This is a genomic window from Parabacteroides sp. PFB2-10 (assembly GCF_029893085.1).
Lineage (GTDB): Bacteria > Bacteroidota > Bacteroidia > Bacteroidales > Tannerellaceae > QVMG01.
Map to the genome: position 1 here is coordinate 65,567 of NZ_JARXWI010000008.1, position 26,195 is coordinate 91,761.

General features: G+C 34.6%; 20 protein-coding genes. 4 read left to right on the plus strand and 16 right to left on the minus strand.

The window, feature by feature from the left end; all coding sequences use genetic code 11:
* The first annotated feature begins 8 nt into the window (after positions 1 to 8).
* Both M2137_RS08890 and M2137_RS08895 read left to right on the plus strand, forming a co-directional pair.
* The gene (locus M2137_RS08890) at positions 9 to 443 is read left to right on the plus strand and encodes a DUF1896 family protein (RefSeq protein WP_280766090.1); all 435 of its coding nucleotides are present in this window, start codon (positions 9 to 11) and stop codon (positions 441 to 443) included.
* Positions 433 to 6,024 (plus strand): helicase-related protein, encoded by a 5,592-nt coding sequence (locus tag M2137_RS08895; RefSeq protein ID WP_280766091.1) that lies wholly within the window; start codon positions 433 to 435, stop codon positions 6,022 to 6,024. Before M2137_RS08890 ends, M2137_RS08895 begins: the two co-directional genes overlap by 11 nt.
* 79 nt (positions 6,025 to 6,103) lie before the next feature.
* On the opposite strand, the gene M2137_RS08900 is transcribed toward M2137_RS08895, so the two are convergent.
* The 15 genes from M2137_RS08900 to M2137_RS08970 form a co-directional block, all read right to left on the minus strand.
* Positions 6,104 to 6,406 (minus strand): helix-turn-helix domain-containing protein, encoded by a 303-nt coding sequence (locus M2137_RS08900; RefSeq protein ID WP_280766092.1) that lies wholly within the window; start codon positions 6,404 to 6,406, stop codon positions 6,104 to 6,106.
* A gap of 413 nt (positions 6,407 to 6,819) precedes the next feature.
* Positions 6,820 to 7,668: an RteC domain-containing protein gene (locus tag M2137_RS08905; RefSeq protein WP_280766093.1), complete on the minus strand. Its 849-nt coding sequence runs from the start codon at positions 7,666 to 7,668 to the stop codon at positions 6,820 to 6,822.
* A 126-nt stretch (positions 7,669 to 7,794) separates the two neighbouring features.
* Entirely contained in the window at positions 7,795 to 8,265 is a 471-nt protein-coding gene (locus M2137_RS08910) for a hypothetical protein (RefSeq protein ID WP_280766094.1), read from the minus strand.
* Between the two features lie 168 nt (positions 8,266 to 8,433).
* A complete protein-coding gene (locus tag M2137_RS08915) occupies positions 8,434 to 9,183 on the minus strand; it encodes a helix-turn-helix transcriptional regulator (protein ID WP_280766095.1) in 750 nt (249 codons plus the stop codon).
* A gap of 280 nt (positions 9,184 to 9,463) precedes the next feature.
* Complete coding sequence (locus M2137_RS08920; RefSeq protein ID WP_280766096.1) at positions 9,464 to 9,805, minus strand: hypothetical protein; 342 nt, start codon at positions 9,803 to 9,805, stop codon at positions 9,464 to 9,466.
* 3 nt (positions 9,806 to 9,808) lie between these two features.
* Positions 9,809 to 9,964 (minus strand): hypothetical protein, encoded by a 156-nt coding sequence (locus M2137_RS08925; protein WP_280766097.1) that lies wholly within the window; start codon positions 9,962 to 9,964, stop codon positions 9,809 to 9,811.
* Between the two features lie 116 nt (positions 9,965 to 10,080).
* Positions 10,081 to 12,843: a M16 family metallopeptidase gene (locus M2137_RS08930; RefSeq protein ID WP_280766098.1), complete on the minus strand. Its 2,763-nt coding sequence runs from the start codon at positions 12,841 to 12,843 to the stop codon at positions 10,081 to 10,083.
* Positions 12,844 to 12,952: 109 nt separating this feature from the next.
* A complete protein-coding gene (locus M2137_RS08935; RefSeq protein ID WP_280766099.1) occupies positions 12,953 to 13,084 on the minus strand; it encodes a hypothetical protein in 132 nt (43 codons plus the stop codon).
* A 69-nt stretch (positions 13,085 to 13,153) separates the two neighbouring features.
* On the minus strand, positions 13,154 to 13,306 hold the full coding sequence (locus tag M2137_RS08940; RefSeq protein ID WP_280766100.1) for a hypothetical protein: 153 nt from the start codon (positions 13,304 to 13,306) through the stop codon (positions 13,154 to 13,156).
* A 598-nt stretch (positions 13,307 to 13,904) separates the two neighbouring features.
* Positions 13,905 to 14,489 (minus strand): hypothetical protein, encoded by a 585-nt coding sequence (locus tag M2137_RS08945; RefSeq protein WP_280766101.1) that lies wholly within the window; start codon positions 14,487 to 14,489, stop codon positions 13,905 to 13,907.
* Positions 14,490 to 15,034: 545 nt separating this feature from the next.
* Positions 15,035 to 16,360, minus strand: coding sequence for a radical SAM protein (locus M2137_RS08950; protein ID WP_280766102.1), 1,326 nt, complete (start codon positions 16,358 to 16,360; stop codon positions 15,035 to 15,037).
* A 10-nt stretch (positions 16,361 to 16,370) separates the two neighbouring features.
* Positions 16,371 to 16,880 carry a DUF3836 domain-containing protein gene (locus M2137_RS08955; protein ID WP_280766103.1) on the minus strand — a complete coding sequence of 170 codons (510 nt, stop codon included), beginning with the start codon at positions 16,878 to 16,880 and terminating at the stop codon, positions 16,371 to 16,373.
* An 89-nt stretch (positions 16,881 to 16,969) separates the two neighbouring features.
* Positions 16,970 to 18,307: a TolC family protein gene (locus M2137_RS08960; protein WP_280766104.1), complete on the minus strand. Its 1,338-nt coding sequence runs from the start codon at positions 18,305 to 18,307 to the stop codon at positions 16,970 to 16,972.
* An 87-nt stretch (positions 18,308 to 18,394) separates the two neighbouring features.
* Entirely contained in the window at positions 18,395 to 20,563 is a 2,169-nt protein-coding gene (locus M2137_RS08965; protein WP_280766105.1) for a peptidase domain-containing ABC transporter, read from the minus strand.
* 10 nt (positions 20,564 to 20,573) lie between these two features.
* Positions 20,574 to 21,749 carry an HlyD family efflux transporter periplasmic adaptor subunit gene (locus M2137_RS08970; RefSeq protein WP_280766106.1) on the minus strand — a complete coding sequence of 392 codons (1,176 nt, stop codon included), beginning with the start codon at positions 21,747 to 21,749 and terminating at the stop codon, positions 20,574 to 20,576.
* A 1,389-nt stretch (positions 21,750 to 23,138) separates the two neighbouring features.
* Between M2137_RS08970 and M2137_RS08975 the strand changes: the two genes are divergently transcribed.
* Together M2137_RS08975 and M2137_RS08980 are read left to right on the plus strand one after the other, a co-directional pair.
* Positions 23,139 to 24,443 (plus strand): HAMP domain-containing sensor histidine kinase, encoded by a 1,305-nt coding sequence (locus M2137_RS08975; RefSeq protein WP_280766107.1) that lies wholly within the window; start codon positions 23,139 to 23,141, stop codon positions 24,441 to 24,443.
* The gene (locus M2137_RS08980; RefSeq protein WP_280766108.1) at positions 24,440 to 25,141 is read left to right on the plus strand and encodes a response regulator transcription factor; all 702 of its coding nucleotides are present in this window, start codon (positions 24,440 to 24,442) and stop codon (positions 25,139 to 25,141) included. The genes M2137_RS08975 and M2137_RS08980 overlap by 4 nt, the downstream gene beginning before the upstream one ends.
* A 360-nt stretch (positions 25,142 to 25,501) precedes the next feature.
* Here the strand turns inward: M2137_RS08980 and M2137_RS08985 are convergent, their stop codons facing one another.
* Entirely contained in the window at positions 25,502 to 26,158 is a 657-nt protein-coding gene (locus M2137_RS08985) for a hypothetical protein (RefSeq protein ID WP_280766109.1), read from the minus strand.
* Between the last annotated feature and the right edge of the window lie 37 nt (positions 26,159 to 26,195).

The window sequence follows — 26,195 nt, forward strand, 5'->3', positions numbered from 1 at the left end:
AGTCATATATGAAGAAAAAAGATAAACAGGAATTATCCTACTATGGACTTCTTTTGCTCTCATTCTTAAAAGAGAGTCATCCCGACAAAGCAAACGACAAAGATTTTATTCTCCTTCGCTCCGAGCTTGCAGCCGAAAGTTACGCTACTGCCATTGCCGATGGATATACCCAACTATCGGCAGAAGAAATAGCTTCTTCCATTCTCTACGAAGGGTTATTATTTTCCCGATACGATACCATCCGAAACGTACTTATAAATGAGTTTACCATTATTCCGTCAGAAAGAATAGACAGCCTTGCGATGGAATTACTTGTCCCGGCGGAAGAAGTATTTTCCGGGTATCCCACGGGCGATTCATTTGCTGCCTCTCCCGAATTTACTGCACTTTATACGGAACTGATTGGATTCATTGATTTATGGAGGGAGGAAAATGAGCTATAATAAAAAGGCTCATTTGAGAGCCAACATAGATGCAATCCGAATCGCCCTCACCCTTGACAGGGAAAACCGCAAGGCAACAGGAACCGAATTGCAGGTATTACAGCAATACAGCGGTTTCGGAGGATTGAAATGTGTACTTAATCCGGCAGCAACTCTTGCCGACACCGCTTCATGGGCAAAATCGGAGATTGAACTCTTTCCCCTTGTATCGGAATTACACAGCGTGATTCGGGAGAATACAAACAGTGAACGTGAATACCGTGGGTACATGTCGAGTATTCAGAATTCGGTCCTTTCCGCTTTCTATACTCCAAAAGAAGTTATCTGCAGTATCAACAACGCTTTAGAGGAAAAAGGAATTATTATCGACCGATTCCTTGACCCATCGGCAGGTATAGGCGCTTTCTCTTCCCAATTCAAGCTGGCAGATGAGGCAGAAAGTCTCTGTTTTGAAAAAGATTTGCTTACCGGGAAAATACTTTCATCCCTTCATCCTGAAAGCAAAGTGAATGTTGAAGGGTTTGAACGTATCGAGGGGCGATACAATAATTATTTTGATGTGGTAGCCTCTAATATCCCATTCGGAGAAATGAAAGTCTTCGATTCCGAATATCGAACAAAACAATCGAAAGTCTATCAGGACTCCACCAACTATATACATGACTATTTCTTTCTCAAAGGTCTGGACTCGGTACGGGAAGGGGGTATCGTTGCCTTTCTTACTTCACAAGGAGTTGCCAACTCTCCCAAGGGTCTTCCGGTAAGAACCCATTTGATGAGTCAGGCTGATTTAGTTTCAGTTGTCCGACTACCGAATAATCTCTTTATAGATAGTGCCGGAACAGAAGTTGGCAGTGATTTGATTATTCTGCAAAAGAATACCGTAAAGAAAATTCTATCGGAAAAGGAACTGGATTTTGTTGGCACCCACAAAAATGAAAAGGGAGAATCCATTAATAACCTTTTTGCCGGCAACAAGCTCGATAGAGTAATCCACACCAAAGTCGTTGAAGATACCGATATGTACGGTAAGCCCTCTTTTGTCTATCTGCATGATGGAGGAACAAATGGTATTGCTGCCGATTTACAAAAAATGCTCACAGCGGATTTCTCCCAAAATCTCAATACAGAACTATATCATAGTAATTCCGTCAAACCGCATATAATCGAAACAGTACAATCAAATAGCCCGACAGAAGAAGACCTTCGAGAAATGGGAGCCTACTTTGATGAACGGGATAAGAAATTCACCCAAGAACATCCACCGACTCCTGAAGATTACGGAATAAAAGAAGAGAAAGCGAAACGGGAAGAATCATTGGAAGTGAATGTATCCGCCCCGATTGTATCGTTGTATGACCTTTGGGGATTTTCCGAAGAAGAGCGAACACAGGTAAAACCCAAACGGGGACAAAAAAGAACTACAACGACAGCCCAAACCATACAGAAGGATTTATTCGGGAATCCCGTCAATGAACGACAGAGCAAACAGATAAAACCCAAAGCGGTTTCGACTCCACTAAAAGAAAAACCTACAAAGGAAAATACCTATCCTGTTTCCGATGCCAGGAAAGAGGAAGCACAAAAGCAGTGGGAAGAATATATGAAGCCTCGTCCCTATTCGGGAGAACTAAAAGATTATCACAAAGAGGGTACTTTGGTGATAGAGGAGAACAGACAAATCGGCGTTCTAAAAAAACGTTACCGGGATAGTGCGGAATTCCATCCTTTGGATATTCCACAGTTACAGAAAGGGAAACTCGAAAAATACATAGCGATACGGGATAGCTACAATGAACTGTATGATTTTGAAGCTAAGAATTTAGTTGAAGATGCCGGTTCACGTAAGAAACTCAACGATTTTTATGATGATTATGTGCGTTTATACGGTAATCTGAATGATAAGCGAAATATCAATACCTTGAAAATGGATGCCGGAGCAACCGCTATCCTTGCTCTCGAACGGAGCGTTAACAGTAAACTTCAAAAGGCAGATATTTTTGACCATCCGGTAGCATTTAATCCTAACGAGATTGTTTCTATGAACACTTCGGAAGAAGCTTTGATAGCATCCTTAAATAAACACGGGGAATTCCGCATGGATTATATGCTTTCCCTGTTAGAGAACAAAACACCTGATGAGCTGATTCGTGATCTTGAAGGGAGAATCTATTTCAATCCCATCATTCAGAATTTCGAGATACGTGATAAGTTCATTGCCGGGAATGTAGTAGAAAAGGCAGAACGGGTTGAACGCTATTTAGCCAACCATCCTGATGACATTCAGTCTCAAAAATCGCTTGCGGCCTTACATGATGCCAAACCTCAACCTATCCGGTACGAAGAATTGGATTTTAATTTTGGAGAACGGTGGGTTCCTATGAATGTGTATGAAAAATATGCTTCTAAACTGTTTGATACGGATGTTCAGATAGACTACTATGCATCACGGGACGACTTCAACGTAACAGCTAAACATTCGAATCTTATTATTTACGAAAAGTTCGGGGTTAAAAGTGAATCCCAGCTGTTCAATGGTATTCATTTGATGAAAAATGCCTTGTTGAACACGACTCCCAACATTACCAAAACAGTTGATGTGTTGGATAAGGCTACCGGAGAAATGAAAAAAGCCAAAGTTCCTGATGGGGAAGCCATACAACTTGCCAACAGTAAGATTGATGAGATACGAGGCGGTTTCTCGGAGTGGTTGGACGACCAACCGAAGGAATACAAGGATAAACTGACGGATTTATATAATCGGAAATTTAACTGTTTTGTACGTCCGCAGTACGATGGATCGCACCAAACATTTCCTGATCTGAACCTGAAAGGCTTAGGTATTCCAGATTTATACCAATCGCAGAGGGATTGTATCTGGATGCAAAAAATGCTTGGCGGAGGCATTGCGGATCATGAAGTGGGTGGCGGTAAAACGCTTATTATGTGCGTATCAGCATATGAAATGAAGCGTTTAGGCATGGCTAACAAACCGATGATTATCGGACTGAAAGCAAACGTACATGAAATAGCTCATACCTTTAAAACCGCTTACCCCAATGCAAAAATCCTTTATCCGGGTAAAGAAGACTTTACACCTCAAAACCGCCAAAAGATTTTCAATGAAATCAAGAACAATGATTGGGATTGTGTAATCCTCACTCACGACCAATTCGGGAAAATACCTCAATCCCCGGAAATACAACAGGAGATATTCCAAACTGAACTGGATAGTGTGGAAGAGAATCTCCGTATACTTGAGAACCAGACTGGAAAAGCCGCATCCAAACGTATGCGCCGAGGATTGGAAGTCAGGAAAAACAATCTGGAAGTAAAACTCGAAAGTCTTTCCGAACAGATAAAGAACCGGACGGATGATACCGTAGATTATAAATTAATGGGTATCGACCATTTGTTTGTAGATGAGAGTCATCAGTTCAAGAACCTGATGTTTACCACCCGTCACGATAGAGTTGCAGGATTAGGCAATCCCGAGGGAAGCCAGCGGGCAATGAATATGCTTTTCGCACTCCGCACCATGCAGGAGCGGAAAGATAAAGACCTTTGTGCAACATTTCTTTCCGGTACAACTATTTCCAATTCGCTGACGGAGCTTTATTTGCTGTTCAAATACCTCCGTCCGAAAGAATTGGAAAAGCAGGAAATCCGTTCTTTCGATGCATGGGCAGCTATCTTTGCCAAGAAGACAACCGACTTTGAGTTTTCTGTAACGAATCAGATTGTTGCCAAAGAAAGGTTTAGATACTTTATTAAAGTCCCTGAACTGGCAGCTTTTTACAATGAGATAACGGACTTCCGCACCGCCAAAGACATCGGTATCGACCGTCCCGAAAAGAATGAAATACTTCATAATATTCCACCAACTCCACAGCAGGAAGCCTTTATCGGAAAGCTTATGCAATTCGCCAACACAGGAGATGCCACTATCTTGGGCAGAGAGCCGCTTTCCGAAAGCGAAGAGAAAGCCAAGATGCTTATCGCTACCGATTATGCCCGAAAGATGGCATTGGATATGCGTATGATTAGTCCGGCTTATGATGACCATGTAGATAACAAAGCATCACACTGTGCCGCTAAGGTAGCAGAATACTATAATAAATTTGATGCACAGAAAGGAACACAGTTTGTTTTCAGCGATTTGGGAACATACAAACCCAATGAATGGAATCCGTACAGCGAAATAAAACGCAAATTGGTGGAAGAGCACGGTATCCCTGCCCATGAGATACGGTTTATTCAGGAGGCGAAGACCGAAAAATCACGAAAAGCGATGATTGAAGCTATGAACGAGGGACGGATACGTGTTTTATTCGGTTCGACGTCTATGCTTGGTACAGGTGTCAATGCACAAAAACGGGCGGTTGCTCTTCATCATTGCGATATTCCGTGGCGCCCATCGGATCTGGCTCAACGTGATGGCAGGGCTGTTCGTAAAGGTAATGAAGTCGCCAAAGTATTTGCCGGAGATAAGGTAGATATTATTATCTATGCTGTTGAGAAATCATTGGACTCTTACAAATTCAACTTACTTCAGAACAAGCAAACTTTCATCAATCAACTAAAAACCAATACGCTCGGTAGCCGGACGATAGATGAGGGGAGTATGGATGAGGGGAGTGGAATGAATTTCTCGGAGTACGTTGCTATTCTTTCAGGCAATACAGATTTGTTGGAGAAAGCCAAATTGGAAAAGAAAATCAATGCGTTGGAGTCGGAACGACGTTCGTTCGAGAAAGGTAAATCTTCTGCTATCTACAAATTGGAAGATAGTACCCGCCAATTAGACAGCAATAATGAGTTTATTTCTCGCATGACACAGGACTGGTCAATTTTTTCTTCACGGGTAGAGAAAGACAAGGACGGAAATTACCTTAATCCAATCAAATTGGATAATTTCGATAGTACAGACCCGAAAGTCATCGGGAAGAAACTTAACGATATAGCCGATAATGCCCGAACCAATACGGAATATTTTAATATCGGGGAATTATATGGCTTCAAGATTGTCGTTAAGTCAGAACCCAGCCAAAAGGAGGGAGTCCTTTTCAATGATAACCGTTTCTTTGTAGTCGGAGATAGTGGAGTAAAGTACAATTACAACAACGGGCATCTTGCCGTTGATCCGGTTACTGCTTCCAAGAATTTCATAAATGCTTTAGATAAGATACCGTCTATTTTGGATCAGTATCAGGAGAAAAACAAGAAAATAGAAGCGGATATCCCTGTTTTGAAAGAGGTTGTTAATTCTTCATGGAAGAAAGAACCGGAACTGAAAGAACTGAAGACAGAACTGGCAGCATTGGAGCGAAGAATTCAATTGACTCTCACTACTAAGCCGGATGCCACTGGTGGCGAGATAATCAGTAAGGAGGAAGCGGCTAATTATAGACAGCCTATGGATGATGTCCGGTCTTTCAAACCTCAATCAATTAAAGAGATTATAGATTCGGCAGGAGAAAGATTGATAATAGCCGGAATAAACAAGCAAGATAAAAAAGAAATGCCGGAACTACCTAAAGAGGAAGTTCCCATACAACAGTCCCGGCGGTTTAAATTATAACATTACTCCATTTATGGGAAGTGAAAAGCCTCTGCATCATAAAGAATGCAGAGGCTTTTACTCATTTACAATACAGGTATCAACCCATAAAGTCATCCCGTCCGGTATTATCTTTCGACAAGTGCTCTTTGATGAACGTTTTTACATCGGACTCGTAATACAAGGTCTTTTGTCCAATCTGAATATACTTCAATGCCCCTAAACTCCTATAGCGTTGCAGGCTACGCTTACTTAGTTTCAGCATAAGGCATAAATCCTGATTATCATACAACCTTTCTCCGTTCAAGATATTTCGTGCTTTTACACACGAGAGAATCTCGTCCAGTCTTCCTAATACAGAACACATGGTTGTGTCAAATTTTTCTTCGTTTACTTCCATCATTTTAATTTATAAATTCGATGCAAAATTCTGACGATAAAAGGTTTATCTTTCCCACGTTGGGAAAAATACTTTAAATAAGACATCATAATCGATTGATTGTAAGAAGAATATTTCTGAAAGAAGATATTAACAAAAATCCGAAAAAATGGGAAGGATTAGGGATGGTTAAAAACAAGAAGTGTGGAACTCGCCATGCTCCGCAACAAGGTACTGGCATACCCAACTATCGAAACAGACAAGCCCACACTATACTTGTGTATAGCATGAACATTACATCTGTTGCCTCGATAGTTATTCAAAAAGTGCCAGTTTTTGTTGCGAGACGTTCAGAAGAACGTTATGTTATAAATATTTTCGAGGAAGTATCTCTATACTTCCAAAGAATTCATTTGCCTACAAAGATAGTTCATTTTTTAGATTTTGTCGGCATCGTCCATTCTCTTATTCAGGAATTTAATCAGCTTGTCGAGGAAGATTGTACGGCTGCCAACCCGTTCACGCATTTCAATGAATGCATGATAATAATCTCCTAAATCTATGTTGAATGCAAATTCGATGTATTCAACAAGATCTTTTATACTTATATTCCCATTGTTAAAACATTCAGCTTCAATCCAAGCATAAATTTGCTCTACAAGTTCGGTTTTCTTCCCTGTCCATGTAATTTTCACTTTGGGAGCAAAAGGTTCATGCAAGGAGCCGTTCAATTCTGACTCCAATTCTGAAAGTTTAGAATTAATATATACAGCTAACATTTCATTTGCCAGAATCTCAGTCACTTTGGAATCATAGTATGTTGAAAAATTTGTATCCTTTTCAATATAAAAGCAGTCGAAAATTTGTTCAATATCCGGCTTTTTCCGAAGAAAATAGAACTGATCCAGATGAGTGCTTCCCGAACGGTAATACCCGTAAAAGTCTGGGTTCATATCAAAAAAATATTTAATCTGGTCCAGAGTTCTTTTTAAATACATTTTCTTGTCGTCGATACTTCCGGTAGGCATCTTCATTTCAATGCAGTAAACCTTGCTGTAATAGGTTAGTTTACTGAATAAATGTGGTTTTATATTTTTAAAAAAAAGAATCTCTTCTGTATCATCCTTAAAAGGATAATTGGTGATAAAAAACTTCAATTCTTCAAATCCCTTTTCCAGTTGGGGAATAATGAGTTTTGACTTTTGCAGCATACTGCATTCCATTTTTTCTACATCTTGGATGTTCTGAAGAATACTGTTCTTCAGCGTTGAAACATATTTGTCCATAATCTCATGTTTTTAATTATTACTAAAATGACAAAAACATGATAAACTATACGCCAACTATCGCTGCTTGTCAAACACACTACCCCGGGTGACAGAGACAATAAAAACATATCTGTATCTTTACAGTCATTCCTGAAGCAATGACTGCCATGAAAAATAAACTGGTCTGTAACATAAGTGCATTTGAAAATACCGGGTTATTTTTAACAAAAGACTTGTAGGCGTTTGATGGCTCCAAAAGCTCACATAGCGTCCTATATAAGCTTCAATGCCATTTTTGTATTTACCAGTCTTTGATTTTTTTGCTATTTTTATTCGAAAATAAGTATCATTCACTATGACATTTGCTCTCAATTTCATTTCAAAATGATAGAGTATAGGGTTATTATGCTCAAAACAGTAGTCTGTAAAAGAATGAAGATTATTTTTGGAGGCATTTAAAATATTAATTGCAGCAGCTTCTGTTTTTTCTGTACAAACAATTTTCTCTAATCCACGTTTTCCAGCATTATAATTGATGAGACTTCTCGGAACATAAGCCACCTCCTTCGATAAATAATCTCGATCTAGTTTTATTTTACATATTTTACAGCTCATTATTATTGTGTTTTTTTGGATTATATTAACAAATATACATTGGTGGTTTGTTACAAAAACTATCCGAAAGGATAGTTTTTGCAATACTCAATAAAACTATCCTAAAGTTTGGTGTAAAATAATAACCGAGATAGATACGTTTTAAGCCAAATAAGAAAAGGATAAAGCTTATAATAGCCAGTGATTATTAGCGAATATAATCGCTTCCGTAATGTTTTTAACCTTGATTTTCTCGAATAACTTTCGCTTATGAAATTTCACTGTGCTAATATCAATAAATATTTTATTGGCTATTTTATCATTTGTATATCCTTCTGCCGACAACAGTAATATTTGTCTTTCGCGTTCTGACAGTGTGATTATCTCATCGTCATACCAGCGCTTTGTTACAAATGAGTAACGGAAGTGATGTAGGTTGTTATCTGTCCTTATGAAAACATTGCCAGGTTCTTCATATGGAGAAAGATTTACTATACATAAAGCTAACCACATATCTCCTGACTCTGTCAGTAATATTGGGGTTACTTTCTGGTTAATCATTAATTGTTGCAGATCTGGTTGTATGAGTCTGAAATCGTAGGATATAATAAAACTATTTCGGGAGTCTATGGGTAAGTCGAAAAAAAAATCAAAACCTTTTTGGTTTATTTCTAATAACATTTTCAGATCTTCTTCTGGCAATACTTCTTCGTAGAAATAATATCCTTTTCCCTTAACCTCTTCCGAAGTACGGCCACATAGAAACAATGGATTGGATGAAACATATGCAAAGTTTCTCTTATGAAAATCAATCACATAAAAACTTTGTCCGGTTGCACGGGTTATAGCATTAAGCATCTTTTCATTATAAATTAATGCTTCGGGAGTTGTCTCAGCCTCAACTATTGAAATATTTTTGAAAAATTGGTCAATAGTCATAATAGGCTAAAAAGATATATTTCATTATATACAATTAAACATTCACCCATTTTGTGTTTTTTTAGCACAATATCAATATCATTAAATTCAAGCAATAATGAACATGAAACATCCTTGCTAATGTAATTTTATACGATTTGAAATATCGACATTTTTTATCATGAACAAAAAAAACGACCTGACAATATTTTAGATATTACTGATTGTTTAAATTTGTGTTATTTGTGTAAATCAAACAAAACAACCTATGATATCTTAGTCTGTCAGGTCACTTTATCAGCTAGCTTTTATCATATTTTTCAACATTACACTCTGCTTTTAGCAGTATTTTTCTTTCTGTTGATTCGAACTTAATCGTACACCGATATTGGCTATTCTTCTTAAAATACTCTTTGACATAATAGAAGGATTTATCTTCAAGTTCTTTTTTTAGTCTATTATTGATAGAATTTTCAAAATCATATAATCTAAAGAAAGTTTGAAGTATATCTATTGTGTCTTTTTGGCTGTACCCTTCTATACATCTTAGTGCTTCATAGCAAGTGCCACTCTTTATTAATGCCTGTGAATAAACACCGTAAGGCATCAACATTAATAAAAACACTACAAGTACAGATCTCATTTATCAACAGATGTAAACTTCGCTTAAGATGTAGAATCCATCTGAATCTGCCATGTAATACACATCGCCCAATCCATCACGATATACACCGTGCCATGCACCACCATTTGCTTCTAGTTGCTCACTTAGAGTCAACTCCTGAAATTTTTCTTTTGTCATAATGTAACAATTTTAATTAATTAATAATATGTTGAATAAAACTGATTCACACGGTAAGCGATTTCATTATTGATCGTCCGTTCGCCGTGATGTATCTTCTTGCTATTGCTGGAAATCTATCTCCCCTTCATGATAATTTCTATCAAGTTATCTTTTGTTAATTTCGAAAGAGCAGATTTGATATCCTCTTTGTTGACAGATTTAAGTAAATCTATATAACCATTTACACTATTTACACCGGTAATATAATAGGCTGCGATAGAAGATCGCCAGTACTCATTACTTTTCATATCACTTAAATGACTGTTGTAAAGTGTATTAATAGACCTATTAAGTTCCTCTATAGTCGGGCCGTTCAATACAATATGATCTATTATTGACTTAATTAGATTGTTTAAATACTCTTCTTTTCCCAATTCAGTAGGGAAAGAGATTTGTAATGTCGTTTGTCCTTTTGGGTATTCACTGATCCCTCCTGATACATTTATAGCATAAGTGCCTCCCTCTTGTTCACGAAGCGTATTTATAAGATGGTTTTTCAAAATATCGACTAAAACTGCAATTATGACACGATTATGTAAATTTAACTCCATTTTTGTTGAAAACATATTTAATATTACTGCTTGAGGATTTTCCAAGCTAAGGTCAATGATTTTTTTTAAGCGTCCTGTTTGAATTGATACATCTACATCCGCAATGCTCTCTTTTTTTGATAAACTTGGAAGAGACGCTATGTATCTCTCTATTAAATGCCTACATTTATCTGGGTTTATATTACCAACAAAAATGAAGGTAAAGTCACTTGCGTCTGCATATTTATGTTCTCTCCATTCAAATATTTCTTGATAATCAATAGTTGATAATTCTTCTAAGGTAATAGGATGCATACGTTGTGAGTTTGCATATAATATATGTTTTACAGCTTTGTTGTATAAAAATTGTGGGCTCTCATTCTGAAGTATTTTTTCATTTTTTTCTATAAGTACAGAAAAAGCATTGTGATCCATTCTGGGTGAAGTAAATTGCAAATATACAAGTTGTAGCAATTCTTCAAGATGTTCTATTGGTGTTGAGCCTTTTAAACCCTCCGATATTAGATTTATAGTAGGTTCTAACACTATATTTTTCCCCACAAGCTTTTTTTGCAGTTCTGTTCTACTGTAATTACCCACCCCTCCTAGTGCAATTGCCTCTTCATATAGTTTAATATTCCCAATCTTATTTTCGGGGAATAATGATGTACCACCTATACTAGTAGCGGAAAACATGATCTCATTGTTCTTGAAATCAGTTTGCTTAATAACAACTGTAGCACCATTCGATAGTTTGAAGTTTGTTGTACCAAAAGCATTTTCTGAAGATTCACTAACTATCTTTCCAGAAACCGGAATGGTTGTTAGTAGAGGCTCATTGTCCTCTACCTCTGTATATGGTTCAATTTCTGATTGTTCTAGCTCTGTAAACCATTCTAAAAGATCCTGTTTAGTCGGATTTTCAAAAGTTTCAGATGTAATAAGAGATAGAATTGCATTTTTCTCTGTAAATACTTCTTTAATATGTTCATTTAGTACTTCAAGAGTTACCTGAGGCATTAACTCAGAAAGAAGTCGGCACTCAAGTGCTATTTGAGGAATATAATCTCCTACTAAAAAATGTCTTTTGTATTTTTCAGAATAAATAGAGCTTTCTGTTCTCATATTTTCATTAAGTGCATCTTTGTGCTTAGAGATGAGGGTGAGTTTGGCTCTTTCATACTCTGTATTTGTAAAACCATATTTTATGATTCTCCATATCTCTATAAGTAGGCTTTTTATTGATTCGTTGATATTTTCATTTTCTATCATCGTGGAGATATTAAATGTTTCTATTTGACTGATCCCCAAGAAAGGCTCATGTGACACTGTTAAATTGTTTGACAAGCCATAGGATTTTGGCAATATTCCTTTTAACCTTTCATCTGTTATAATTCTAATAATATTAATTAAATATTTTTTCACAAACCAATCAACGGTACTCTTTTCTTCTTTTGTAAATGGTTTATCAAGAAAATCTAAACTAAAAATTGGAGTTGTTATTTCTTTATCATTAACAATAAATGGCTCTATAATTACATCATTCTCAAAACAAATTACAGGATACTCAATTGTCTCAAATGAAGAGGGAATATTTTTAAAAATGTTTATAATTTTATTTTCGATTTCATCAGGTTCTATGTCACCAACAATTATGATTGTGTGCATATCGGGGCGATACCATTTGTCATAGAATAATTTCAACTCCTTCGATGTGAAATTCATAAATACATCTTCCTTACCGATGATAGTGCTTGAAAAATATTTCGAATGATTAACAACGCTATTTCTAAGAATGTTCAAAGTTCTAAATTGAGCATCTTCAATCATTCGTTTTTCTTCTTTTATAATGCCCTTTTCTTTTATAATAGCATCTTCGTCAAGGTTGAGGCCTGAACACCAATCATATGCCATGAGAATACAGTTATCTACCGCTCCCTCTACATCAACTGGAATGTTATTTAGAACATACTCTGTACTTTCAAGTCGTGTATGAGCGTTATACTCTACGCCAATATTATCTAGATATTCTCTTAATGAATAGTCAGGGTAGTTTTTGCTGCCATTGAAGGCCATATGTTCAAGAAAATGAGCCATTCCATCTTCGTGCTTTTCTTCGAGTACAGCACCAATTTTATTAACGAGCTGCAAGTTTAATTTCCCTTTCTGATAGGAATTGTGTTTAATATAGTATGTGAATCCATTATCTAATTGTCCTATTCTCAGTTCTGGATCTGTGGGAATCACTTGAGCAAAGATGTTCATTGTGATAAAAATAAATAATATTACTAAACTCTTCCTATTCATCTCATTGATATTTTTATATTAAATCTGCCACTATTACATTTATATAGTTTATATAATAAGTTTTATCCAGATTTGGTCCGAAGACCATACCTAGATAATACACATAAACTTAGAATTTCCAAGTTAAACTCAATTCCGCACTCCATCCATCCTTCTGAGTGGCCTTCAAATTGAGCTTAATTTCAGCGCCACCAATGATCTCTTCCATTTCTACGTTGTTCAGTTCTACTAAATTTTTCATTTTCATATTTTTTTATTTGTTGTCTACTCTATAAGCTTTTCGACTTCCGCTTTATTTATTAAAAAAAAATTATATTCTATTCATAATGATTTTAAGGCCATCTACTCCAATGTCTCTACAACATACAATAAATGGATTATCATTAATGCTGTTGCCGCCAATTGTCGAATTAATCGCACCCTGATCAAGTGGAGTAAGTCCCATGTTTCTCAAATTTTCCATTTTCCTTGTTTTTTAATTACACAACGTCAATAGGGATTGTATCCATTCCTGGGCCGATACCCCAGTAGCAACAAATGAAAGGTGGCAATGTTATCACACTGATTCCGCCATTTACTTTACAAGCGTCCTCTATGTCAAGACGCGCTAATCCTAATTGTTCAAAATTTTTCATTTTTTTTGTTTTTTAAATTGTTAATAATAAAATGAATTGTATTTATATTTATTGATACTTCTGTCTGAGTAATATTTCATTAGTCGTATACTTTTATACATAACCAACTGATATACAGTATTGGTTTTGTCGAATTACAAAACAGGCCTCACATCCTTTAGTACTACCATTGTATTTGCAACTGCTCTTTGGGTGAAATTTGACTTTATTTCAATACTTCTCTTTGTTATCCTTAGTAACTCATATACTGAGACACCGATACCTTCAACCATTATATTTATTTTTGCCGCCAATGCAATCCCAATAATAATCCTGCTCCATTAAAAAATAAGCCAATGCCTAAATTAAAAAGAAAAGAATTGTCTATAAACAAACTTACAATGAGAGCTATTATTGATAGTATCATAATTATTATGCATAGCTTTTTCATAACCCATCACATACTGCTATCGCCATTGCTGTATATGACATTCCAACTACAAAGCCTGCACCTGCAGACACCATTCCTGCAGCAGTAGACCAAATAGCTCCTACGAGTCCTATACTTAGTCCACATCCCCATGCGGCAGCAGAAGCTTTTGTAAAAACAACATTTCCATAGACATCCGTTATTTGCATGAACTGATTTTCTATGTCAAAGATGCCACTCATTAATGGTTCCCCTAGTTCATTATATCCAGTGAATTCACATGCATAATCTGACAGGTACGAATCAACTTTAAAATGGAACTCATGCACAACATCGCCTTGCGACGATAGTAGAAAAGCTACACTTTCATTATGATCCTCATCTACAAATATGTCAGCCACTACATTGGAGGCTTCAGAAGAACATCTATAGGCTTCGGAGTATAGGCCTGAGTCAAAACTTTTTGAAATTAATGGAGTGGAAATAGGCTCACTTTTAATGAGATTCAAATTATTCTTTTTAGAACTATCGCCTCTCTCTTCGTTTGAGCAAGATGAAATTAAAACTCCAATTGCTAAAATAAAAAATAAATACTTTTTCATATAAAATAAATTGTAATATTATCTACTCTTTCAAAGCTTTTCGACACCCGCTTCCTGATTTTTAAGGCAACCGAGGAGCCTCTAAATATATAAAAACTTGCAAGATTTTTTTTATGATCTGAACAGGTAAATTTAGCAGCTCGCACCACCCGTCCCAACATTCTCTCATTTTCTAACCCAAGTTGGCAGGGTTGCAGATCGGTAAGTTCAGTTACCAATTCCCCATTCATCGGAAGGAGGGCTCTTTTATAAGCATTATATGCAACTATCGTTACAAGATTATACTGTTTATAGTAACGATCCGATTTATGTTAATCTGTTATTCCTTTCAAATCTATTACGCTTAATAGATCTACTATTTGTTTTATAATCTGCTGTCCGACAAATTTTATTTCACTATTTTTGCTCATTAGGTAACTGAGTTTGCAGTAAAATTAAACTATCTATAAAGGGCGAAACCAGAATGAAAGTATCCCTTTTCTTTTAGCTCTTAGAATTTAGTGCGACAATCGTGATTTATTGCAAATTATTTATATTGAAATCTATCATATAGTTACATTAATCGATTTGCCAAATTTCATGAGCTTTGTATATGCTTTTAAAGCATATAACCATTCCATTTTTATTAATTCACATACTGCAGTTTCTATATTTGAGTCATCCATCAATCTTTCTGCTTGACAACCTCCTCCACATAAATACCTAGCCCAACAATTTGTGCATTTTTGATATTCGGAAAATAGTTGAGATTTGTATTTATCTCTCAGATTGTAATTTATGCCAGATATAGTGTCTCCCATTCTAGTCTCTATAAAGCTTAGCATGTTCTGACATGGGTAGTAATTACCGCATTCATCTACGATCATTGCATTTCTGCCGGCTTCGCACCCAAAAAAACGAATTACATTGTTTTTAATAAATGCCAATTTTTGCGAGAAGGATGAGCAATTAATTTTTTCACCATGCTCTATCTTATTAATGAGATAATTCGTTATACTTTCTATTTCACTATTTAATGACAATAATCTATCTTTTGAAAATCTTGTATATTGAACATCGTTTGTGTTAGAACCCAATGTAAACTCATAGTCATAAACAACATCTAAACTCTCAAAGAATTTTACAGCGTCAATTAGATTCTCCATCTGTGGATTGAAAGTTGCGCGTATATGCATCGATACATTATTCTCCTTTAGAAGTTTAATTTTTGCAATAACAGAAGAAAATGATTCTTTCCCATTTCTGAAAACACGATTAATATTATGTTGGGCATTACCATCTATGCTTAAAACCACATGAAATTCTTCTCTTTTCAGAAATTCTATGATAGATTGCTCAAGTAAAGTCCCATTGGTTGTCATAATGAATTTCACCTTTTTTGATTGTCTTTTGACTATGCCTTTTATTACATCTACGGCTTCCTTTATGAATTTTTTCCTCATCAATGGCTCTCCACCAAAAAAGTAGATAGTGTAACATTCTACCTGGGGATAATTTTTCAACAAATCATTTGTAGCTTTAACTATAGTTTCTATAGATATAGACCTGATCTCACTTTTTGATGTTGGTGCGAAACAGTATTTACATGCCATGTTACATCCATTTGTGGTGTTAATTGTAAGCATCGCATTATTTTGCTTGAAATCAGAGTTCATAACAGGAAATACCAAGCGACCATTTAATGCAGAAGTGATTTCATCTGCCTTCTCTGATAGGATGTTATCATTGACTACTCCCATCTCACATGCATCAAAATATGCTTCTATAGTTCTGTTAGTGAGTTGCTGAATAGAATTTCCTGGGAAATAAACATATTCATGTTGATCCACGGTGAACCTTACAAAATTTGAAGGAGATAATAACTGATTCATATTATTAGTTTTAAAATATGACAACTTGTTGAGTTTCTCTATTAGCTGTTAAAAGGGGATAGTTATTTGACATAGTTATGTCGTTTTTTAGTACCCAATGGCAGTTTCTAATATTCCATTTGTAATGATGAACAGATAGCTCCCCCTCAGTTGTCTCGAAAAATGAATATCGCTCTTTCAGTTTTGAATAATCACCTTCTTTTTCATCCCAAAGGGCAAGTTCTATTCTATACTCAGAGAATAAAGGGGTATAATTTAAGCAATAGCTTTTAACCCATTTGTATTCATCAGGACTCCACTGTAAAATTTCTTTTCTAGTTAAATACCCATCGCAATCATAGGTGTAATTGTATTTAAATTTTGGAGATAAATATAATTTGTTGTCACTTTTCGAGTACACGATTTTTGATGTGACTACATCACCGCTTAACTCATAGTTATATGCATAGTTAGTATCTTGAACAAATGAGTTTGACATATTCAAAAATATTGTCATGATTGTAATTTTGATAATTTCCATATTCACTTAGTTTAATTGTTAGTAAAATGTTATATGCAAATTTAATTCTATTTGACTTTTGAGCTTGTTAATCAAACGTTATTTGTATGTTAATTTAATGGCTTGCCTAATAGTGTGAAAAATGAATAAAAATCTAAAATCTTACACTTCAATAGATATGTATATTTCGCCTGAGATTGTTGAGATAAGGCGTCTCCAAGTTTCATTTTTATTTCGTTGTATTCATAAATAGAAGATTTACCAGAAGCATACTTTTCTTGTGCATATCTATGCGCTTCTTGATTTGCTTTTACCGCATCAGATGTCATTTTATATTTTTCAAAAGCAGAAATTGCGTCTAAATGCGCTTGTTCTATCTCTTTATATAGTTTCATTTTTTCATTTTCATATGTCAGTACGGCCTTGTTGTGCTCTACTTTGGCAGTTTTTATTTTGTTACGTGTAGAAAAACGGTCAAATAGAGGAATGCTAACTGTGATATATAGACTGTTTTGAATGTTATTCCTCATTTGATAGTTAAAGGATTCATTAGTAGTACCACTTTGATGATAGTATCCTGAGTTAATACCGCCACCTAAATAAACCATAGGATAATACCCTGATTTTGCAATTTTTATGCTCTGCTTGCTACTTTCTGCACTGAAGTATGCATACTTGATTTGTGGCATACAGTCTAATGCTGTATAATAGGTACTTTCTATTTTCATTGTATCTAGAAGGTTTAGAGTCTCTTCTATGGCTTCAACGTCAAATTGTTCGAAATCTCTAAGTTCCATTATTTGTAGAAGATCTAAATAAGATAGCCTTAATGTATTTTTTGCTTCAGTCGCGACTAACTTGTCATTAGCCAATTGGGCTCTAATATCAAATAGGTCTGATTTTGGACTTTTACCGTTCTCTATCAAAAATGTTGTTTTTTTTTCTTGTTCTTCAGTTAATACAATTTGCTCTTGTGCTATCCTACATATTTCTTTGTTCAATAGTATCTGAAAATAATTACTTGTGACTCTAAGTGAAATATCATTTTCAATAAATTGGATATTTGACTCCTGTGCTAATAGGCTGTATTTGTTTTTAGCCAATGATGCAGCTGTCTTAAATCCGTCAAATATTGGAACTTCTATACTTAAAGAAAACATAGTGCTATTAATATTAGTGTCATCGTAAACATTATCGCGATTTAAAGAGCGTCCAAAACCATATTTTTGACTGCTTTCTCCGTATAAACATGGTAAGAAATTGTTTTTAAGTGAATTTCTCTCAATTTGTAAGATCTTCTTCTCATTCATGCTTTGCTTGATATCCATATTATGTGAGATGGCGTACTCAATACACTGCTCTAAAGTCCATGTGTTCTGAGCTTTTACTTCCTCATCCATGAAAAAGGAGAAATAAGTTGCTAGTGAAATAATTAGCATTAATCTCATTATATTTTTTCTATTTATTATTTATTATTTTGTTCCAAAATATATTCTCAATGATATTAATAATGTTAGTATCTCATTAATATTCAGTCAGTCGATTTCATCATACTGTTCTCTCCATAACTTACTGTAGATACCATCATCCCTTTTGATGAGTTCAGAATGTATACCAGTTTCTACAAGAGTTCCTTCTTTGATGACAATAATAGAGTTTGCATTTTTAACCGTGCTCAGCCTGTGTGCTATAACTATAATTGTTTTACCTTGTTTTGCTAGGTCTTCTAGGGTGCGTTTAACAAAACGTTCAGAAACTGAATCCAGAGACGAGGTTGCCTCATCAAAGATTAAAATCTCAGGTTCTTTATAAAGAGCACGTGCAATGGCAATTCTTTGCTGTTCTCCTCCTGATAGTGAAGCTCCATGTTCCCCAATGATAGTCATAAGACCGTTAGGAAGCCGTTCAATAAAATCTTTCAGTCCCAGCTGCTCGATTAAGTCCATTACTCGTTTTATATTGGGTTGTAAATCTCCTAATGCAATATTATCAATAATTGTACCTGCAAATAATTCAACTTTTTGTGGTACTGTTCCTATAAAACGCCGAAGGCTTCGATTGTCAATCTGAGCAATATCATAATTGCCAATACGAATATGCCCAGATTGGATTGGGTATATATTCTGTAATAAAGAGACTAAGGTCGTCTTACCAGATCCACTTTCTCCTATCACAGCAGTTGTTTCTCCCTTTTTAATTTGTAGGTTTAACGACTTAAAAACTTCTTTTCGAGATCCATATCTAAAATTAACGTTTTCGAAGATAATGTCTTCTATCATTTGAGGTTCAAGTCTGATTTTTTCGTTCTCAGTCTGTTCTCGCTCTAAATCCATAATTTGGAATAAACGATCAGCAGCGATTAGAGCGTCTTGAATGTCCTTATTTGAAGAAATTAAGGAGCCAATAGGAGAAATTACATAACTAATCAAAGAATAAAATATTATTAGCGTTCCTGGAGTTAATTCTTGATTAATGACGAAGATACTACCTAGCCATAATACAGCAATAGTAATGCCGGTTGAAACAAATCCTATACCACCTTGTGCTATTATTACACCATACATGCTTTTATATGTATTTTTTAGCAAGTGCACAAAACGTGTTTCGGTTTTAAGATTAGCATAGCTTTCTACGCCGAAGCGCTTAATTGTTGATATCGAGTTTATTGACTCAACTAATTGGGATTCCAATTCAGCACTACTCTCCATAATGCCTCGTTGATATTTTCTATTCAAACGATTGAAAGCCCAAAATATCACAAGGAATAACGGAGCTGAAAAGAGAGTAATTAAGGCTAATTTCCAAGAATATACTACCATTAGACACATAGTAAAAACTAAGATCATTGTATTTACGACTAAATCAAGTGAGACATTATTAATGAAGGATCGTATTTTCATGGCATCATTGACTCTTGAAATAATTTCTCCTACGCGCATCGTATCAAAAAACTGTTGTGGTAATGTCAATAGGTGTTTGTAATATCCAAGAATAAGTGTAGCATCAATTCGTTGTCCTGTTTTTAAGGCCAGTATACTCTTCATAGCTCCAATGAAAGTGCGTAATAGCAAAATTATGACCATAATGACTCCCATTAAGTTAAGTAAATTAATGTTTTTATCAACAAGTACATAATCAGTTATTTTCCCTACATATACAGACGTGGACAGCCCTAAAAGGCTATATATCAGTGCTCCGAATGCAGCTTGAAGCATTACACTTTTGTGTGGAGCAAGTAGTGATATAAATTTACGAGTAATACTCGTTTTATGATTCCCTTTCTGAAACGATTTTTCAGGCTCCATTAAAATGAGTATCCCAGTCCATTCCTTTTTAAATTCATCATATGTCTTTTTATGCATCCGGCCATCTCCGGGATCCATACAAATTATATGTGTTTTTGTTACTTTGTAGATTACAACGAAATGGTGTAACTCTTCTTTTACTATAACGTGTGCAACTAACGGTTTAGGTACTATCTTTAATGCTTCAAACTCTGCACGTACTCCTTTAGCTGTTAACCCTAACCTGTTTGCGGCTTCTATTAATCCCAAAACATTAGTCCCTTTTTGGTCAGTATATGCATATTGACGTATTCGAGAGACAGGAAATTGCAATCCATAATACGCACATACTGACGACAAACAAGCTGCGCCACAGTCCGTTATATCGTGTTGTTTGATTTTTATGCCTTTTTTATACATTTTTTGATTATTATTTTTTAGTGTTTTCTGCGATCATAGTCTCAGTGTCATACGTTCTTGGGTTAATCCAATCGTCAATACTCTGATATAATAAATCAAATAATGATCTGCGTGTCACAATAAAATGCGCACTTACTGTCATCCCTTTTTTTAAATTTCCTTTTATGCCATTTTTAAGCAATAGATAATCTCGCTCTATTTCACATTTTATTTTGTAGAAAGAATTGCCTTGATTGTCTATTAGAAAATCAGATGATATTTCTTTTACTTTACCAGAGAGCGTCCCCCACTGATTATAATTGAAGGATTCAACTTGCACATTAATCGGCATGTCAATTGCCAAGAATCCGATATCACGTGGCGTTACATATACCTCTAAACATAATGTAGAGTCAGGACTAATAACAGCCAAGGATTGCCCTGCTTGTATGCTACTTCCTCTATATATACCTGAGAATTGGTCAATAGTTCCATATACAGGACTTTTAATGATATACATTTCTTTTTCTCTCTCTTCTTGATTTAAGATGGAAGCTATTTCGCCTTGTAAGTTTTGATAATTATTTAAATCTATTTGCCAATTGTTTAGATGGCTTTGTATTAATGATTCCAGTTCATTTTGTTGTGTTTGGTGCTGATAGTAGTATTTATCGTATTCTTCTTCTGATATAACATCTTTTTCATAGAGTACTTTATTTCGGTTGTATTCTTTTTTCGCTTGTGCAACTGATGTTTCTAACTCTGTTCTTTTCTTGATAAAGTAAGCAAATTCTTGTTGCCTAGTAGGTGATCTAAACACGGTTGGAGATTCTCCCTCTACTAAATATAATAAGTCATTGATATGTTCAACACAATCCTTTAGCCTCTTTGATTGATAATTTATCTTAGATTCAGAATTATTGGTTCTAAACATTAAAATCACATCTCCTTTATTAACTTTCTCTCCTTCACGCACGTATACAGAATCTACCAACTCAGTTATAGAAGATTTTATCTCTGTTTTTTCTGCAACAGGTCTAACAACTCCATTGCCTTGAATTGAGATATCTACATATATGAACGGTAAAGCGACAATCGCTCCTACGATCGCTCCCAATGCTATCCAATAAATTATTTGTGATTTTGTCGTATGCTGATAGACATAGGACTCAATACTATTTTCTACCCATTCATTCGGTAATAACATATCTTATAGATTTATATTGTATTCTTCATTTGATATTGCAAGGCAAAGCTAAATGAATATGAAAAAAGTGTAAGTTATCGCCATGTTAACGTTATGTTATCTTACAAGCGAACTTTTGTTATCGTCCTTTCCTACAACCCGACATACGGTTCCATACTAAAACGGCCCCTTACTCACGATACAATTTTATGATAACAATCCATTATGAACACTTAAGTGATATTCACTAGACTTCATATAAAAGCTATAACTAAGAAACTTCATTCCACGTACGTAATCAACTACCGTCTTTTCATCATTCACATGCAGGTAAAGATTGCACTACCAAGTTTTCAATCATGCACGGAACACTAAAAAAGCCATCCTTAATAAAAGAACGGCTTTCTTGATAGATGCTTTAATCGGAATAAATCTGCAATTTATGTTTCAATAAAAAATGTGGCTGAACATCTGGATTGAAATAAGGTAGCATTACTGCTTATATAAAAACCTCCATAAATATTCATGGCCTCGTTTTGTGTCAATGGTTTGAACATAATACTGATTTAGCGTGCTATACAATCGTACTTTTCTCCGTTTTCCAACTTCCAGATTTCATTCGTCATTGAATTTCCTCCAAAAATGACTTCAGCATCCTCTGTTGTTAAGCATGACATAACTTTGAACTTTTTCATACTGATAAAATTTAATAATTTAACATTTCTTGAATTGATAATAATCTCCAATCTTGGACTACTCCAAGAATCTTGTTTAATCCTTGTTTTTTATACTAGAGTTTTTTCATCCTGTGACCTCTTTTTTTCGGGAATTCAGTTCTTTCAAAACTCCATTTTTTTGATTTTTAATGTTTGACATATTTGACTATCTCGTAGTTTTAGATGTTATATGTTAAGCTTCACACACTCGTGTATCTTTACCATTGATTACCATAATTTTCCAAGCGCCGCCAAAAGTTAACTCTAAATCTGTTTTTTGTAGTTCTTCAAAATGTTTCATAACTAAAAATATTAAATTGTTTGTATTAAATTTGATACCACAAAAATAGCCTCCATCTCACTTCAGGTATGTTATCTGATAGTTAATGATAGGTTATTGTTGGAAGCACATTTTAGTGAAAAAGCATACTTGTAGATTTGTATTCAAATAAATTTGTAAGAAATAACAGTTTGCAAGTAGATTGTTGTTCTCTAAATATATGACTTGTGCTTCTTCCTGGAAACAGTTAAATAAGTTCAATACAGCATATTAGAGTATGTTTGTTTTCACGTAGTTATGTAACAGTATATCGACTATTCTACTAAAGTATTAGATACAGAAAAGAATTTCCTTTAAATGTGAACATGAGGTTAATACGAAAAAAAAGGCTAAATTTGTCCTAAAAGAACATCTATGAGAGGAAAGCATTTTAGAGTCATCGCACTCTTAGGTATGTTTACTATTATTTCCCTGCAATCAATCTGGCTGGTTAATACTTATTCATTAATTAAAAATGAGTTTTCTATAACTGCTACCAATCTATTGGAGAAGGCTTTAGATGAAGAAACTTTTGTTCGACTAAATATCTTACCTAAAGGCACCCAAGTCCCAGGTAAGCCGGTAGGCTATATTGACAGCATTCCTGCCTATGTTTATTTTAATGAAGAATTGTCTGTGCTAGGTGCTAATTTGTCTATGGAAAAGTTGTATGAAATATATAAAGATATTTTGCTTCAATCTGGGGTTAAGACAGATTTTTTTATTTATAAATATGATGCAGATAATGAGTCTGTTTATGAGTTAGTTGGAAATAAATTTTCTTCATTCTTTGTTGTTAAGACATTGCCTTTACCAATTCTTATAAATCAAGATCTTTTTATACAAGCTGAGTTCAATAACCCAAAAGAATTATATTTTAATCGCATGGGAATTCTGTTAATCTCCACTGCTATTTTGATGGCTTTCGTTATATGGTGTATTGTCTATCAAATTAGTATTATCTTCAAACAAAACAAAATAGCCCAAGTAAGAGAGGATTTCTCTTATGCCATGATACATGATATGAAAACCCCTCTGAGTTCGATTATGATGTGTGCAAATTTTCTGCATAGTGGGCGTTTAGACGATAAACCAGACCTAAAAGAGAAATATTTTAAAATTATTAACAATGAGGCAGAGCATTTGTTGTTATTGACCAATAAGGTATTGACAATCTCAAAACTTGAGAGTAACAAACTGGAAATGAAGCTTTCTCAAATAGAGTTAGCCCCTTTGTTTGAAGATTTGATCAATAATTTCACTGCCAAATCTGTAAAATCAGTACATTTTTTATTAGACTTAAAAGCGAATACAATTTATGCAGATGAAGAATTTATAAAAGAAGTTTTCAATAATCTTATAGATAATTCTATTAAATATTCAAATGAATCTGTCACAATAAAAATCAGTTCCGAAAATGTGGAATCTTATTCTGTTGTGAAGATTTTCGACAATGGAATTGGGATCTCTGAAAAGGATCAAAAAGTAATTTTCAATAAATTTGAGCGTGCTTCCGCTGTAAAACGTGTGAAAAAAGGCGGGGCTTCCGGTTTTGGCCTTGGTCTTAATTATACCTCACAGGTTATGGAAGCTCATCAAGGCAGAATACTTGTTAATAGCATTGAAGGAGAGTTTACGGAGTTTATATTATATATACCATTGTTAATAAAGAAGATATGATAAAATTATTATTAGTCGAAGATGATCCAACTCTATCGTATATTGTACAAAGTGGATTACAAGAGATTATAGGAGGCTATGAGGTCGTTACGGCTGAAAACGGAGAAGAAGGTTTGAAGAAATGGAAAGAATATCGCCCTGATATAATTATAGCAGACATAGATATGCCCGTAATGAATGGGTTTAGAATGGTAGAGCGTATTCGAGAAACAGATGCTAATACACCTATATTATTTGCTTCAGCTCTTACCTCACCAAAAGATGTAAAAATTGGATACAAGCTGGGTGTAAATAATTATATAAAGAAACCGTTTGTGCCGGATGAATTAGATGCTCATATACATGCATTATTAAAAATGAAAAGTGGACAGCAAATACGTAATGAGACAACTCACTATGTGTTAGGAAGGTATACTTTAGATGCACAACATGCTACATTACGAGATAATCATACCTTAAAGAAAAAAGTTCTTACTGTAAGGGAGTCTGAAATATTACAGTTATTATGCGAAAATAGAAATGAAGCTGTTAAAAGAGAAGCTATCCTTAGTCGTTTTTGGAGTACAGAAGATGATTATTTTGCCTCACGCAGTTTAGATGTTTTCATGAGTAAATTGCGTAAGCTTTTGGAAGATGAACATAGCATTGAAATAAGAACGATACGAAAGGTAGGTTTCATTCTTATAACAGAAGAATAAAATCAATTTGATCTGACAACATTAGCCAATAAAACCTAGTACATTTATTTAGCATTTTGGATGTTTTTAACAAGTACTTTTTCTTGTAAAATAAAAAACAGGAATCAGACTGACAAGTGCGCATGAAAATAAAATTGATCGATCAGACTTTTTTATGCGCATTTTATGATTATAACAAAGTAAGTTTAAAATAATTTCACAAAGATACTTTTCGGAGTAAATAAATAAATCTGTTAGACAGAATGTCGACTTTTATATTTAAACACACATTGACTCTGTTAAAAATCATACCTTGACCCAGTTGAAACTTGTTTAAGCTTTATTCTGTTTGATTAACACAATCTTTGTTTCTATTTATGGCTATTTCTTCTTTCTTCCAAATTGATACATCAATGATAGTGATATTCCTTTTTTGTCAGGATCTCCCATTATATATGAATAATCCACATGAAATGAATTGTTAATGATATTGAAAGGTCTATAATATAAATAGTGTTTACTAATTTTAACCTCAACCCTCATTCCTATCATTTTAGAAAATACTTCTGTTTCAACTTCACACATTGGATAATAAATGCCATTTACCGATGAAATAGTGAGGTCTTTTTTTGTCAACATTGTTTGTGAAGGGAAATTGGAAAATTCAATGGATTTGTTTTTACAATATATTTTTTTATGAAAAATATATTTACTGTAGAATACATCATAATGTATAAACCTTATTAATGATGTATCATTTACCCGTGGGTGCTCCTTCTCAAAATACGGGAAATAAACTTTTCTCGTATTAATAATACGCAGTTCATTCCACAAGGTTTTATTTGTCTCAGATGACGATAAAGTATAGTTATTAGTGTTTCTCGTCTTATTTTTTGTAATAGATTGAAATGAATTGATATTTTCGCCTGTTTGATGAATGGGTTGTTGAATTATAAAAGCATCTTTGCTTTGAGCAATTGATGCTATGTTCACAAACACGAACAATAAAATGATATTTAATTTGTCGAAACGTCTCATATCTGTGATATTTTAAGAATAAATATTAAACGAAATT

Coding starts and splice junctions, on each gene's coding strand:
- M2137_RS08985 (WP_280766109.1), bottom strand. CDS start 26,158: ATGAGACGTTTCGACAAATTAAATATCATTTTATTGTTCGTGTTTGTG.
- M2137_RS08920 (WP_280766096.1), bottom strand. CDS start 9,805: ATGAGATCTGTACTTGTAGTGTTTTTATTAATGTTGATGCCTTACGGT.
- M2137_RS08905 (WP_280766093.1), bottom strand. CDS start 7,668: ATGGACAAATATGTTTCAACGCTGAAGAACAGTATTCTTCAGAACATC.
- M2137_RS08915 (WP_280766095.1), bottom strand. CDS start 9,183: ATGACTATTGACCAATTTTTCAAAAATATTTCAATAGTTGAGGCTGAG.
- M2137_RS08895 (WP_280766091.1), top strand. CDS start 433: ATGAGCTATAATAAAAAGGCTCATTTGAGAGCCAACATAGATGCAATC.
- M2137_RS08960 (WP_280766104.1), bottom strand. CDS start 18,307: ATGAGATTAATGCTAATTATTTCACTAGCAACTTATTTCTCCTTTTTC.
- M2137_RS08945 (WP_280766101.1), bottom strand. CDS start 14,489: ATGAAAAAGTATTTATTTTTTATTTTAGCAATTGGAGTTTTAATTTCA.
- M2137_RS08970 (WP_280766106.1), bottom strand. CDS start 21,749: ATGTTATTACCGAATGAATGGGTAGAAAATAGTATTGAGTCCTATGTC.
- M2137_RS08955 (WP_280766103.1), bottom strand. CDS start 16,880: ATGGAAATTATCAAAATTACAATCATGACAATATTTTTGAATATGTCA.
- M2137_RS08935 (WP_280766099.1), bottom strand. CDS start 13,084: ATGAAAAATTTAGTAGAACTGAACAACGTAGAAATGGAAGAGATCATT.
- M2137_RS08925 (WP_280766097.1), bottom strand. CDS start 9,964: ATGACAAAAGAAAAATTTCAGGAGTTGACTCTAAGTGAGCAACTAGAA.
- M2137_RS08965 (WP_280766105.1), bottom strand. CDS start 20,563: ATGTATAAAAAAGGCATAAAAATCAAACAACACGATATAACGGACTGT.
- M2137_RS08890 (WP_280766090.1), top strand. CDS start 9: ATGAAGAAAAAAGATAAACAGGAATTATCCTACTATGGACTTCTTTTG.
- M2137_RS08980 (WP_280766108.1), top strand. CDS start 24,440: ATGATAAAATTATTATTAGTCGAAGATGATCCAACTCTATCGTATATT.
- M2137_RS08940 (WP_280766100.1), bottom strand. CDS start 13,306: ATGGAAAATTTGAGAAACATGGGACTTACTCCACTTGATCAGGGTGCG.
- M2137_RS08930 (WP_280766098.1), bottom strand. CDS start 12,843: ATGAATAGGAAGAGTTTAGTAATATTATTTATTTTTATCACAATGAAC.
- M2137_RS08975 (WP_280766107.1), top strand. CDS start 23,139: ATGAGAGGAAAGCATTTTAGAGTCATCGCACTCTTAGGTATGTTTACT.
- M2137_RS08950 (WP_280766102.1), bottom strand. CDS start 16,360: ATGAATCAGTTATTATCTCCTTCAAATTTTGTAAGGTTCACCGTGGAT.
- M2137_RS08910 (WP_280766094.1), bottom strand. CDS start 8,265: ATGAGCTGTAAAATATGTAAAATAAAACTAGATCGAGATTATTTATCG.
- M2137_RS08900 (WP_280766092.1), bottom strand. CDS start 6,406: ATGATGGAAGTAAACGAAGAAAAATTTGACACAACCATGTGTTCTGTA.